This is a genomic window from Shewanella sp., assembly GCF_013214165.1.
Lineage (GTDB): Bacteria > Pseudomonadota > Gammaproteobacteria > Enterobacterales > Shewanellaceae > Shewanella.
Window position 1 is genome coordinate 24,585 of the sequence record NZ_JABSSM010000027.1, and the last position, 13,017, is coordinate 37,601.

The 13,017-nt window shown below is 49.1% G+C and carries 11 protein-coding genes and 1 riboswitch; of the genes, 4 read left to right on the forward strand and 7 right to left on the reverse strand.

Going from position 1 to position 13,017, the window contains the following annotated elements:
* Positions 1-5: 5 nt before the first annotated feature.
* From HRU42_RS09850 to HRU42_RS09865, 4 genes are read left to right on the forward strand one after another with little or no spacing between them, the layout of a single operon-like run.
* The gene (locus tag HRU42_RS09850; protein ID WP_295030699.1) at positions 6-1,511 is read left to right on the forward strand and encodes a UUP1 family membrane protein; all 1,506 of its coding nucleotides are present in this window, start codon (positions 6-8) and stop codon (positions 1,509-1,511) included.
* Between the two features lie 2 nt (positions 1,512-1,513).
* The gene (locus tag HRU42_RS09855; RefSeq protein ID WP_295030701.1) at positions 1,514-2,476 is read left to right on the forward strand and encodes an alpha-L-glutamate ligase-like protein; all 963 of its coding nucleotides are present in this window, start codon (positions 1,514-1,516) and stop codon (positions 2,474-2,476) included.
* The gene (locus HRU42_RS09860) at positions 2,439-4,289 is read left to right on the forward strand and encodes a M3 family metallopeptidase (protein WP_295030703.1); all 1,851 of its coding nucleotides are present in this window, start codon (positions 2,439-2,441) and stop codon (positions 4,287-4,289) included. Before HRU42_RS09855 ends, HRU42_RS09860 begins: the two co-directional genes overlap by 38 nt.
* On the forward strand, positions 4,228-5,325 hold the full coding sequence (locus HRU42_RS09865; RefSeq protein ID WP_295030705.1) for a DUF3541 domain-containing protein: 1,098 nt from the start codon (positions 4,228-4,230) through the stop codon (positions 5,323-5,325). Before HRU42_RS09860 ends, HRU42_RS09865 begins: the two co-directional genes overlap by 62 nt.
* A gap of 432 nt (positions 5,326-5,757) precedes the next feature.
* On the opposite strand, the gene HRU42_RS09870 is transcribed toward HRU42_RS09865, so the two are convergent.
* The 7 genes from HRU42_RS09870 to thiC all read right to left on the reverse strand — a co-directional run bounded on the left by HRU42_RS09870 (position 5,758) and on the right by thiC (position 12,601).
* Positions 5,758-6,015 (reverse strand): chemotaxis protein, encoded by a 258-nt coding sequence (locus HRU42_RS09870; protein ID WP_295030707.1) that lies wholly within the window; start codon positions 6,013-6,015, stop codon positions 5,758-5,760.
* 77 nt (positions 6,016-6,092) lie between these two features.
* On the reverse strand, positions 6,093-7,208 hold the full coding sequence (gene thiH, locus HRU42_RS09875) for a 2-iminoacetate synthase ThiH (RefSeq protein ID WP_295030709.1): 1,116 nt from the start codon (positions 7,206-7,208) through the stop codon (positions 6,093-6,095).
* Positions 7,209-7,226: 18 nt separating this feature from the next.
* Entirely contained in the window at positions 7,227-7,997 is a 771-nt protein-coding gene (locus HRU42_RS09880) for a thiazole synthase (RefSeq protein ID WP_295030710.1), read from the reverse strand.
* Between the two features lies 1 nt (position 7,998).
* On the reverse strand, positions 7,999-8,241 hold the full coding sequence (gene thiS / locus HRU42_RS09885; RefSeq protein WP_295030712.1) for a sulfur carrier protein ThiS: 243 nt from the start codon (positions 8,239-8,241) through the stop codon (positions 7,999-8,001).
* Entirely contained in the window at positions 8,238-9,056 is an 819-nt protein-coding gene (locus tag HRU42_RS09890) for a HesA/MoeB/ThiF family protein (RefSeq protein ID WP_295030714.1), read from the reverse strand. The genes thiS and HRU42_RS09890 overlap by 4 nt, the downstream gene beginning before the upstream one ends.
* Positions 9,043-10,620 carry a thiamine phosphate synthase gene (thiE, locus tag HRU42_RS09895; protein WP_295030716.1) on the reverse strand — a complete coding sequence of 526 codons (1,578 nt, stop codon included), beginning with the start codon at positions 10,618-10,620 and terminating at the stop codon, positions 9,043-9,045. The genes HRU42_RS09890 and thiE overlap by 14 nt, the downstream gene beginning before the upstream one ends.
* 4 nt (positions 10,621-10,624) lie before the next feature.
* On the reverse strand, positions 10,625-12,601 hold the full coding sequence (thiC, locus tag HRU42_RS09900) for a phosphomethylpyrimidine synthase ThiC (RefSeq protein WP_295030718.1): 1,977 nt from the start codon (positions 12,599-12,601) through the stop codon (positions 10,625-10,627).
* A 223-nt stretch (positions 12,602-12,824) separates the two neighbouring features.
* A riboswitch (TPP riboswitch) is annotated at positions 12,825-12,924 on the reverse strand.
* Between the last annotated feature and the right edge of the window lie 93 nt (positions 12,925-13,017).

Below are 13,017 nucleotides of genomic sequence, written 5' to 3' on the forward strand. Positions count from 1 at the left end.
AGTTAATGCATTCTAAGAAACCCTTTTACATACTGGTTGCCCTGCTATTCATTACTGGCATAGCGAGCAGTATTTTTCGAGGCATAGAACACAAGGTGCCTTTCTTACCCGGACAACAAGTTCAAAGTTGGGGAGTGGAGGCAAAAGTCAGCTTCCAAGGTACGGGGCAACCCGCAGAAGTGTCATTTTCACTGCCAAACGATCCCGCATTCGAGATCTTAGTTGAGAATGCCAGCTCTCCTGGCTTTGGATTATCAATCACAGATGACCCGCAAAACAAGCGGGCCATCTGGTCGATTCGTTCGGCTACAGGCCGACAAGATCTTTATTATAAAGTCACCCTTATCCCCACAGGGATCACCACGATCAAGGCAATTGGTACCCCAGATGTTGCCAATACATTTATCTGGCCGGCGACACAGAGAGTCGCAGCAGAGCAAGCGATCGAAGAGGTCTGGGCCAAGAGTGCAACCAACCTCTCTTTCGCTCAGCAGCTCAATAAAGCCTTCAACGCCGAAGAACGCAGCCAAAATATCGAGTTACTCTTGAGTAGCAACTCCCCGAGCAAGCTTTTTGTACACATGCTCAATAGCAAGGGGATCCCGGCTCAAGTTGTCAGCGGCTTGAATCTTGAAGATCAGCGACGCAGACAACAGCTAGCCAGCTTCGTAGAAGTCTATAATGATGGCGAGTGGCACCTTTTCAATCCTAAGGATGGCACCCAAGGGCGCCCTGATAATCTACTCCTATGGGATAGATCGGGCAAATCGACCCTGGACGTGATCGGTGGCATCAATTCCCAAGTGAATTTTTCAATGCTGCAGGATACCCGCTCGGCACTGGCCACCTCTCTGGATATGATGAACAATAAAGGCACCCTAGATTTCTCCCTATATCAACTGCCGTTAGAAGAACAGAGCCTGTTTAAAGGCATCTTATTGATCCCCATCGGCGTGTTAATGGTAGTCTTCCTTCGTGTCCTTGTGGGCCTTAAGACTTCAGGCACATTTATGCCAGTCTTGATTGCATTGGCATTCATTCAAACGACATTGTTAACCGGTCTGATTGGATTCATACTGATTGTCGCTTGTGGCCTAATGATCCGCTCCTATCTGTCACAACTGAACTTGCTGCTTATCTCCCGAATATCGGCGGTGATCATCGTGGTGATCGGTATCATAGGCGTGTTTACCTTATTGTCATATAAGTTTGGCCTCAGTGAAGGATTGACCATCACCTTCTTCCCGATGATCATTCTTGCTTGGACCATAGAAAGAATGTCTATTCTATGGGAAGAGGAAGGCCCTAAGGAAGTATTTATACAAGGCGGTGGCAGCCTGTTTGTCGCCACTCTGGCGTACCTAGCCATGAGCGCACCTTGGATACAACATTGGGTATTTAACTTCTTGGGCATACATCTCGTCATCTTGGCTATCGTGCTCGTTATGGGACAGTATACCGGTTACCGTCTACTCGAACTTAGACGCTTTAAACCCTTGGCTGGAGAATAACCATGAAGTTCTCATTAGCCTGGCCATCAGCGTTACATAACAAGGGTGTCTTGGGCATGAATAAGCGTAACATCGACTATATTGGTCGCTGTAATCCACGTAAATTCTACAAACGAGTCGATGATAAACTCACCACCAAGCAACTGGCATTGGCCAATAACATCGCCGTGCCTTCCCTTATCGGCGTGGTGCGGGAGCAACATGAGATTGAAGATATCCCGGCCATGGTTGCCGCAGAAGATGGCTTCGTTATCAAGCCGTCGAAAGGCTCAGGTGGTAAAGGGATCTTAGTGATCACTAAGGTAGAAGCGGGTCGTTACTATAAACCTAACGGACACGAGGTCACGCCTTCTGAAGTATACCGCCATGTATCGAATGTACTCAGTGGCCTGTTTTCTCTTGGCGGCAATCCCGATGTGGCCATAGTAGAAGGACTTATCCAATTCGATCCGGTTTTCGATGGCTACTCCTATGAAGGGGTGCCGGACATTCGCCTCATCGTTTACAAAGGCTTCCCCGTGATGGGCATGTTGCGCCTGTCGACTGCGGCATCCGATGGCAAGGCGAACTTGCATCAGGGAGCGGTAGGAGTTGGCGTCGATATCGGCACGGGTAAGGGACTGCATGCGGTACAGTTTGATAAGCCCATCGATTTTCATCCCGATACTAATAAGAAACTTATCGATATCAAGGTACCTCATTGGGACTTCTTGCTGCACACGGCTTCTAAAACTTATGAGATGAGTGAGATGGGCTATTTAGGCACAGATATGGTACTCGATAGAGACAAGGGACCCTTGCTGCTTGAGCTCAATGCCCGTCCAGGTCTCGCCATACAAATAGCCAATAACCGCGGGATCTTGCCCTATTTGGATAATGTGGACAAACTCGGTAAGCATAATATGACAGTAGATGAACGAGTTGAATATGCTAAGAAGCATTTTTGTCATAGCGCTCAGCTCTAGTCTTATCGTCACTACGGCGGCCAAGGCCGCCGTTTCTCCTCTGCCTTTACTCGTAGAGCGATGCTTGCAACTGCAGTCGCCTAGCGCTTCGTTCGCTGGTGATTCGTTTACAGGTGATTCGCAGTTCTCACACTCACAGTTCTCACACATCAATCGAGCCACAATAAGCCAACCCGATGAAGCGCTTATCCAGCAGAGTCACGCCCTCGAAGCCTCGCTACTAAGCCTGTTTAACATCAAAGACAGGTTGCAATATTATCGTAGCGTGCCGCAACCTCCCCTCTATCAGGAAAGTCTGCTGCAATGTCAGTTGCACTTGGCCGATATGATGGCTCAAACGCTCAACTCACCCTGGTTGACACAAATGACCAAGCAGTTAGCAGGAGTGGCCTATAATCAGGAGCTCAGCCAACTGTTAAACAGACTCGATGCACTGGAGGGAAATTACCTGTCTCTGGCACAGAAATCTCAGCTACACACGGCTCAAGCCAGCATTAAAAAGGGATTAAGAACCCAGCAACTGACATTGCAATTTATCCAGCCAGATTGTCAATTACACCCAGTTCACAACGAGTCTGGGCTGACAAATGACGTTACCAGTCATAGTGAAAATACTCATTGGGCGCATCGCCAATCGAGCAATGCTTTTAACCTCAGCATTGCGGCCTATTTAATCAAACAGGATGATCCTGTCTGTCAACAGCGTGTTTGGCAAGCCTACCAAGGACGGGCAAAACAGAAAAACCAGCAGGCTCTCGAGCGCATTTTGCAACTAAAGACCCAGCAGGCACATGATAAAGGATTTACTGACTATGCCCGTTTCTCTGTGTCGAAGCAGTTTCTTGCCACACCTGAATTAGTCAAAACATTTTTAGACAGCCAAACTGAACTTGCCCCCACTACGCCCTGGGGTCTAGGTCAGCATTTGTCCCAATCTAAAAGCATGCACACGGCAAACATAGCAGTCGCAGAGCTGATGGAGAAAATACAGGTAAGAGCCGAAACATTAGGTTTTAGTGTCGAGACAGTGACTGAAAATATCCAGCGAGTCTGGTATCAAGGTCGATTGCTAGGGGATATATTTATGGAACCCGCCAAGCGAAGCAAGGTACATATCTTAAGATCGCCGGTACTAGGACGTCAGTTTGGTCAAGTTCAACTGTCAATCAAGCAAGATCTGAGTCGCATCAGAGACCAGCAAGGCCTAGTTAAGGCATACGCCTCAGCCCTTGCGGCTCTGTCCCCCAGCAGTCATTACTACCTGGTCAACACCAAAGGTGAGACGCTCGATAGCAGTAATATTGGTGAGCTTTGGTTAGCCTTATATCTAGGTGAAGGGATCATCGAAGCTTATACCGCACTAAGCCGCGAAAGTACCGTTTCCCGCTTCGCCCGACAGCTAAAGGTGTTCAGGGCTAAAGTCGCGTTAAATTTTTATTCCCATGCTAGCCTAAAACCCTATCAGAGACTCGACCTTGAATTTATCGAGTCATTCACAGGTGAATGGGCACGCCCTGAAGATTATCCATATAATTTTTACGCTATCGCCACTTCCGGTCCTCTGTACTATCAGAAGCTTTGGCAAGCCTCGTTATCTCAATACCTCTACCAATTTACAAAACACTGTGAAAATCAAGCCAGTGTGTACAATACCCTGGTGGTCAATGAAGATTCCAAAACAATAAATCAAAGGCTAAGAATATTACTCGGTGAACCTGTCGATGCACTATCTCTCATTAAAAGGATACAAGATGGCTTTTCTTTTCCAGAAAAATCTCCTCAAGATCAGTACACTTTCACTTGCCCTATTTAGCCTAACTGCGGCTAGCACAGTCATTGAGCCAAGCCAGACACCAAATGACAAGGTGTATCAAGGCATAAAAAATAATCTCGAACTGCACCTGTACCAACTGCCTCCTCGCGTACAGGGCCATTATGGCATCCGTCTCTACCGCATGACGGGTGATGAAAAGTATGCCAATGCCGCACTCGTCGACCTCTACGCCGTCACCGAATCGCAAGCCTTCTATGCCTGCTCTCTCGAAAAACCGGGATTTATCACCACTGAGGCTGAAAAAGCCATTTCTGTGCTAGGTAAAGGTCCTAGGGCTAAGGCCAGAAAGAAGGCCTTAGAACCCTTTCCTGAGTTTCTATTTTACACCGATGTATTACTCAGATTTTCGAGCCGTATCGATGAGTTTGGTTTAACGGGCCCCTGTCATGATAAATTGATCACGGCGCTGAAGAAGACCGACTTAAAGACTGGGCTAACCGATAAGGCCATGATCACGTCCTGGGCGGCGCAATTAATCAATTACGCCTACTGGGCTAAACAGTTAGGAGTTGGAGACTATGTCGATGAATACAAACAGGCCTTCATTGACGTGTATCCAAACGACAAAGACAGTGAACTCGATAAGAAACAGTATCAGAACAAGTTATATGGCCTGACGCACTTCATCTTTGCAGCGAGTGAATACTACCAGCACGATGTCTCACCTAAAGAATTCGCCTGGATTTTGGATTATTTTGCAGACAATATCGAGCGAATATTAGCAGATGCCACCGACGATATCATTGCCGAAGTGGGCATAAGCTTTCACCTGGCGGGACTGTCTGATAATCCGGTTGTTGCCAAGACTCAGGCTCATATTGTCAGCGCCTTCGATGAAAGTGTGCAGTTTATTCGTTCACCCATGGGCAACCCTGATTTAGCGCTCGGTGAGCACAGAAATGTCTTGGCCATGATGCTACTTAATTGGCCACAGAAGCTGCATAAAGGGCCATATTTTACGGAGCTCAAGGCCACCAAGAAGTATATGCCCAAGCAAGTATCGGTTAAGAAGTGATGACCATGGCCCATGGCCTGAATACACTCAGGCCATCGTTAATTCAATGCATATTTCACGAAGCATTAGTCATTTTAAATAGAAATATAGGTTTTTGCTGGATCCCCAGACACTTAGTCGATTCCTTGCTGTCTCAAGGGCTGCTGTGCCAGCTAAGTTTAAAGGGTAATAGTCACAAAAGAGTGATGATGAGTCTGGTTATACCTAACCGAGATGTTCAGGGCCCGGCTGCTGAACTGTTAGAGAAAATCATCATCGATACACATCTTCAACACAGGGGGGCACAGTAAACACATCTGCGAGCTGTGCCTTGGTAACAGGAGTATCCAATGGCTTGAATTGGCACCTGCGTCAGCCAAGTTCACCGATGGGGATATCGACGTGGCTCGCTGCGACAGCTGCATCAGGTGAAAACCTCCCCCTCGCTGCCAACTACACCTCTAGGTTGATAATAGTCCCTAAGGTCTCCGATGAGGTTTCTATCACTTCCACGGCGGCTTCGCCTTGCAGCTCTGCTTCTATAGCTGAGATTAGGGCTTGTGTTTGCTCGACGGCTTCAACAGGCCTAGTGTCGACTGTGTTAACATCTGCAGTGGCAGGCGTAGCGACATCGATAGTCGCTTGAGTCAGTCCGGACTGAGCGCTTTGTAAACCGCTCAGACCCGATACATTACTTGGAGGAATTTGCATATCTGTAGCTCCAACATTCACTTGGTGTTAGCTCGATTATCAATCAGCATCAGATGAAAGTACAGTTAAAGGTATCTCTAATCCGCGATCCAGGCCGACTCCCAATCTTTCCACACCGGATTTAATCCCCTTTGCTTCATTGCATGGCTCACCTGAGCCGGGCTTCTATCATCACTGATCTCAAACTGATCTAACTGGGTATCAGGATTGACATAACCGCCGGGTTGAGTCGAGCTACCGGCACTTAAGTTGGTGATCCCCAGTGAAAACAGATTATCTCTGAGTTGCGGCGCTTCGCGGGTCGACAAACTAATGTCCAGCTGCTGATTAAACAGCCTGAACGCACAGATAAGTTGCACTAAGCCCTTATCGGTCAGCTCAACCTTAGGGGTTATCCCACCGGTACAAGGCCTCAATCTAGGCAATGAGACACTGTAACGGGTACGCCAGTACTTAGACTCAAGATAAGCAAGGTGGTGGCCTAACAAGAGTGCATCCAAGCGCCAGTCATCCAGGCCTAACAACACCCCGAGTCCAACCTTATCCACCCCGGCTTTGGCAACACGCTCAGGCGTGTCTAAGCGATAGGCAAAATCCTTTTTCTTACCTCGGGTGTGGTGCTTGGCATAGGTCTGCGGATTATAAGTCTCTTGATATATCATCACGGCATCGAGACCCAGACCCACCAGCTCACTGTACTCATGCTCGGCCAATGGCTGCACTTCCATGGCCAAATAACTGAACTGCTCCTTGACCTGGGGCAATACCTGTTTAAAGTAATCGATGCCGACCTTGGTCTCATGTTCTCCCGAGACTAACAAGATGGAGTCATAACCCAGCTTTTTAATCACCGCCATCTCGGCTTCGAGTTCCGGGCGATTTAATGTCTTGCGTTTCAGCTTATTACTCATGCTAAAACCACAGTAATCACACTCATTGGCACATAAATTGGATAGATACAGGGGTAAAAACATGCCGATATTGGCCCCGAATCTCTGCCTTGTCAGCCGAACCGACTGCTGAGCCATCTGTTCGATATAAGGTTCTGCGGCGGGCGATAACAGTGCGAGTAGCCCATTGAGATCCCCCTCGGCCGAATTGAGCGCACGTTCGACATCACTACTGGTGGCCGAATAGAGGGCTAATTTCAATTTTTCCCGGGAGAGCCCCTGAAGATAGGATAGGAAACTCATGGGCATCCCCCGATAAATTCACATGGTGTCATTGAGAAACCCCGTCAATGGACTGGTTTCACTCGCGACCGAGTTCACATGACCTAAGCCGGCGAGATAAGCCTTTCTGCCTGTCCGTACCGCCGCGGCGAAACATCGGCCCATGGCGACAGGATCCCGGCTACTGGCGATGGCAGTATTGACCAGTACAGCATCGGCGCCCAGCTCCATGGCTCGTGTCGCCTGAGAAGGCGCACCTATTCCGGCATCCACGATCACCGGCACCCTGGCTTGCTCGATGATCATTTTCAGAAAAGCCTCCGTCACTAAGCCTTGATTAGAGCCGATAGGGCTAGCTAATGGCATCACAGCGGCGCAGCCCACCTCTTCGAGTCGACGGCACAAAACCGGATCGGCATGGACATAGGGCAAGACAATGAAGCCTTTATCACAGAGGATCTTAGCCGCTGCCAAGGTTTCGATAGGATCCGGCATCAGATACTTAGGATCGGGGTGGATCTCAAGTTTTATCCAGCTCGTAGCCAAAAGTTCTCTGGCGAGCTCGGCCGCAAACACCGCCTCCTTTGCATTTCTGGCCCCGGATGTATTGGGCAGGAGTTTAACTCCACTGCTTAACAAGGGCTGCAAGATATCATCGCTGCCTGTTTTAAGATCCAGTCGCTTCATTGCTAGGGTCACAAGTTCAGAGCCCGAGCACGTGATCGCCTCTAACATGAGGGCAGATGTTGAAAATTTTCCCGTACCGGTAAACAGTCGAGATGAAAATTGATGCTCAGCAATGGTTAACATCTTAGCCTCCCGCCACTAGGGCAAATACTTCAAATTGATCGCCATCACGGCACAAGGTCTCTTTCCAGCGTGACTTAGGCAATACTTGCCCGTTACGTACCAGTGCAACAGAACTGGCGGCAATATCTTGCAGCTGGAGTAATTGAGCTACGTTCGAGCCACTCGATAAGAAAATCTGCTCATCGTTGAGCGTGGCTTTGATTGACGTTTCGCTGGTATTACTCACGGATATTTTGTGGTTCATTGATAACCTCCTTCCCTCAGTAAGCTTGGATCAGGGCGCCGGGATTGATTCCTGAGCGGCTCCACTCGTCCACCACACACATGACATTCAAGATCGCGACTCAAGCTCGCCTCACGCCACCGCATCGCTCGGCCATCGAACCTGAGTAACGTCCCCGTCGGCACCGGGAGTCCCAAGAGTAAATTCATCCCAAGCAGGGCCTGCATGGATGCCATCACGCCAACCATAGGTCCTAAAACCCCAACACTCTGGCAGGTCTGACTGAGATGAGAGTCTTGAGGAAACAGGCATGCATAACAGCCCGATTCGGGAGCGGACTCCATGTCGACCATAAAAAGCTGCCCACTAAAATTAGCCACCGCGGCCGTTATTAATGGCAGCTTGACTTGCAGACAAGTTAGGTTAATCAAGTGACGCGTGGAAAAATCATCGGTGCAATCGAACACAAGATCCATGTGTGCCAGTAATGTCTGACTATTGTGCTCGGCTAATTTATCGGTAACGGCTTGTAAGTTACAGTCAGGGTAAGCGTTCGAGAGCTTATGGACCGCAGTCGCTGATTTATACTCGCCTATATCCTTATCACTAAAAAGCAGCTGCCTGGGCAAGTTTGATAATTCCACCTTGTCATCATCTATCAGTGTTAGCTTGCCCACACCACCAGCCGCCAGATATTGAGCGAGCAGATTCCCCAGACCGCCAACACCGACAATGGCCACACAGGCCTGTGACAAGCTAATCTGCCCTGCTTCACCCACATCGGCTAATAAAATTTGCCGGGAGTAACGCAAAAAATCGGCATTATTCAGCGACATTGGCTTGCTCCCAGGCAGAGGATAAGGCTAGGTAGGCGACGTCTGGGTGCTGTGATTCGGTCACGGCTCTGACGATGGCAACATCATCTACCCCGGTTCGCTTAACAGTTTCGATACGGCTGGCATCTATGCCACCAATGGCCAGCAAGGGATAATGCCCCTTAAACAAGTCCACATAGTGTTGCAATTTCATCAGGCCCTGGGGCGCCGACGGCATCACCTTAGTGGTTGTTGGAAAGATATGACCCAGTGCGATATAGGAAGGCGTGATTTGTGATGCGAGTAGGAGCTCAAAATAGCTGTGGCTCGATATGCCAAGGGCAAGTTGTGCGTCAGCAATGCGGTTAAGATCGGCATCATAGAGATCTTCCTGACCTAGATGCACGCCATAGGCATCATGTTTGATTGCCAATTGCCAATAATCATTGATAAATACCTTAGCCTGATAATCCCGGCCTAGGGCGATGGCCTGGGCTATTTTATCCTCAAGCTGAGGATCATTCTCGTCCTTTATCCTAAGTTGAATCGTTTTCGCGCCGGCTCTGAGTAAGCTGGCTAACAGGGGTAAGTCAGACACCACAGGATAGAGGCCTAACCTCTCATCTATGGTCTTAAACTTGATGCCAACGGGAAGAGAGGGCCCCTCGTCTAAGCTACTGATCGTCGGAAAATGACTCAGTTCTCTAGGCCATGCGGTGCGCGCCAAAGGTCCGGGTCCCTCACCCACACGATAACTGTGTTTAATTCCGGCAGACACATAGGCCTTAGCCACGACAATAGCATCATGGAGCACAAAACCTGTGGCCATCACACTGGCGATGGCTGAGCTTAAGGTGCAGCCGCTGCCATGATTATTATTTGATGCGATGCGCGGGCTCGATAATAAGAAACTACGTCCTTGATGCATTTCAGAGCAAGCGTCGGCGTGAGTACAGACGAAGATATCTTGGGCCGAGTCCATGTGCCAGGCAGGACCTTCATCCCCGCCTGTAGCCAGTACATTGGTGTCGAGTGATTGCGCCAAGTCTTGGGCCGCAAGATGATACTGGGACATGTCAGCTAAGCGTTGACCCACCAGCTCACCCAGCTCAAGGGCATTGGGGGTGATCAGGGTGAGCAAACCTTTAAATGGCGTGAAATCGAGCCGATTTCCCAGTCCACCTAACCTGTCACCGCAACTGGCTATCATGACAGGATCTAAGATAACCGCGACCTCAGTACCACAGCGCTGCTGGTGTTCATCAAGGTCCTGGGCAAGCCAGCGACTCAGAATATCTATCTGTTGCTGATTTGCCAACAAACCTATTTTTATCGCCTTGGGTGGCAAGTCTTGCAGCAAGGTACCCAATTGAGCCAGCAGCATCTCATCGGATACCGGCTCAACCAGATTGACTGCAGCTGAGCTCTGAGCCGTTAACGTAGTTATCACAGTGCAAGCATGACAGGTGAGATCATTCATGGTGGCGAGATCCGCCTGAATGCCTGCACCGCCGCCGCTGTCAGAGCCTGCTATTGACCAAACAACAGGCTTTAAAGCCGACAAAGTCGGCTCTACATTTGCCATTTGATCAGCCCTCAACTTCATCGAGAACAGGTTTCGCCGCACCGGCTACATGATAGAGGGCGGCGCCCTTAGCCTTAAACTCAGCCGACATCATGGCCATCCCCTTCTCTCTGTCCACATTTGAGCTTAAATCTGCCGTACTTCTCGCCTTAAACTCATCATTGGTCTGCATTTCAAGCTTCTGGGCCGCGGCATACTCTCGCACCTCCTGACTGATCTTCATCGAACAGAACTTGGGGCCACACATGGAGCAGAAATGCGCCACCTTGGCCGATTCCTGCGGCAGAGATTCATCGTGGTAGGCTTTGGCGGTTTGTGGATCCAGTCCCAGGTTATATTGATCTTCCCAGCGGAACTCGAAACGCGCCTTGGATAAGGCATTATCGCGAATTTGCGCCGTCGGATGTCCTTTAGCCACATCACCGGCATGAGCCGCAATTTTATAGGCGATTAATCCTTGCTTCACATCTTCCTTGTTTGGCAATCCAAGGTGCTCTTTAGGCGTCACATAACAGAGCATGGAGCAACCAAACCAGGCGATCATCGCCGCGCCTATGCCTGAGGTAAAGTGATCATATCCAGGTGCAATATCTGTCGTTTGTGGGCCTAAGGTATAGAAAGGGGCTTCATCACACACGGCTAACTGTTTTTCCATGTTCTCTTTGATAAGATTCATGGGAATGTGACCAGGACCTTCGATGATGGTCTGCACATCGTACTCCCAGGCTATCTTGACCAGCTCGCCCAAGGTTTCGAGCTCGGCGAACTGGGCCTCATCGTTGGCATCGGCGATAGAACCTGGACGCATACCGTCACCCAGAGAGAGTGACACATCATAGGCGGCGCAAAGCTGACAAATATCTCTGAAGTGCTCATAGAGGAAATTTTCTTGATGATGGGACAGACACCACTTTGCCATGATGGCGCCGCCACGAGAGACGATCCCCGTCAGACGATTTGCCGTCATTGGCACGTAACGCAGTAATACCCCGGCATGAATGGTGAAGTAGTCGACGCCCTGCTCAGCCTGTTCAATCAAGGTATCCTTAAACACATCCCAGGTCAGATCTTCGGCGACACCGTTCACCTTCTCTAAGGCCTGATAGATAGGCACAGTTCCGATAGGCACCGGAGAGTTACGAATGATCCACTCGCGGGTTTCATGAATATAACGGCCGGTGGACAAGTCCATCACGGTATCCGCGCCCCAACGAGTAGACCAGACCAGCTTTTCGACTTCCTCTTCGATAGATGAAGTCACCGCCGAATTACCGATGTTGGCATTGACCTTGACCAAAAAATTACGGCCTATGATCATGGGCTCGGCTTCTGGATGGTTGATATTCAACGGAATAATCGCACGGCCTCGAGCAATTTCACTCCTGACAAACTCTGGGGTGATAGGCTCTGAAATCGAGGCACCGAAGCTTTCACCCGCGGCCTTGCGGGTCAATACCTCGTCGGTGATCTCAGACTGGGCCATGTTCTCGCGAATGGCGATATATTCCATTTCAGGAGTAATAATCCCTTGTCTGGCATAATGTAACTGAGTAACACACTTACCTGGCTTCGCCTTTCTGGGAGGAAGCAAAGAATCGAACCTCAGGTGATCTAAGCCATCATCGGCGAGTCTTTTCTGGGTAAAACCTGAACTGGCACCGATAAGTTGCTCGGTATCATCGCGCTCTACAATCCAATTGTTTCTGAATTTATCCAGGCCCCTGCGGACATTGATGTCGGCGTCGGGATCTGAATAGGGGCCGGCGCAGTCATAGACTCTTAGCGGCGCATTGGGCTCCAAGATGGGGTCCTTTTCTGTTCCACCCACCATGGTACCAGACAGCAGAATTTGGCGCATACCCACACGAAGATCTTCGCGACTACCGGTTAGATAGATTTTCTCAGAATTAGGGTGCTGTAGCGGCTTGAGGGTATCGATGAACTCTTGAGCTTTAGCTCGGGTTTCGCGGCGGTTTGACATAAGCAATCTCACTTTAATTGAAATGAAGTTGCTTGCCTGGAGAGTTGAATAGCAGACACGAGAACACGTCTCGATGTCACAGATAATGACGATAAATGAATATATTCGGACTAACACTCTAGGTCTTCGGCGCAACAACTTGAGGCGCAGACACTAAAATAATTATCCATCATTAAATCAAGATATCATGATTCAACGAATACAGAAATTCACACGATTTATGAACATTATCATGCTTGTTTCCTTCGCAGGTTTTAACCTGATCAGGTTCAACGGATCCCGAATAAACGGTCTCAGCCAATTAGGCACTCCGACAAGATGCGAGCAGTATAATCTTAAAACATCAAAGTTAACAAGGCTTTTGTAAAGATATAAAATCAAAAAATATCACAGGACGGAAAACCATAAGCCATTGA

Bases quoted from the DNA above. Each gene is read 5' to 3' on its own strand.
- HRU42_RS09880 (WP_295030710.1), bottom strand. From the start codon at position 7,997: ATGTTAACCATTGCTGAGCATCAATTTTCATCTCGACTGTTTACCGGT.
- HRU42_RS09865 (WP_295030705.1), top strand. From the start codon at position 4,228: ATGGCTTTTCTTTTCCAGAAAAATCTCCTCAAGATCAGTACACTTTCA.
- thiS (WP_295030712.1), bottom strand. From the start codon at position 8,241: ATGAACCACAAAATATCCGTGAGTAATACCAGCGAAACGTCAATCAAA.
- HRU42_RS09850 (WP_295030699.1), top strand. From the start codon at position 6: ATGCATTCTAAGAAACCCTTTTACATACTGGTTGCCCTGCTATTCATT.
- thiC (WP_295030718.1), bottom strand. From the start codon at position 12,601: ATGTCAAACCGCCGCGAAACCCGAGCTAAAGCTCAAGAGTTCATCGAT.
- HRU42_RS09855 (WP_295030701.1), top strand. From the start codon at position 1,514: ATGAAGTTCTCATTAGCCTGGCCATCAGCGTTACATAACAAGGGTGTC.
- thiE (WP_295030716.1), bottom strand. From the start codon at position 10,620: ATGGCAAATGTAGAGCCGACTTTGTCGGCTTTAAAGCCTGTTGTTTGG.
- HRU42_RS09890 (WP_295030714.1), bottom strand. From the start codon at position 9,056: ATGTCGCTGAATAATGCCGATTTTTTGCGTTACTCCCGGCAAATTTTA.
- thiH (WP_295030709.1), bottom strand. From the start codon at position 7,208: ATGAGTTTCCTATCCTATCTTCAGGGGCTCTCCCGGGAAAAATTGAAA.
- HRU42_RS09870 (WP_295030707.1), bottom strand. From the start codon at position 6,015: ATGCAAATTCCTCCAAGTAATGTATCGGGTCTGAGCGGTTTACAAAGC.
- HRU42_RS09860 (WP_295030703.1), top strand. From the start codon at position 2,439: ATGCTAAGAAGCATTTTTGTCATAGCGCTCAGCTCTAGTCTTATCGTC.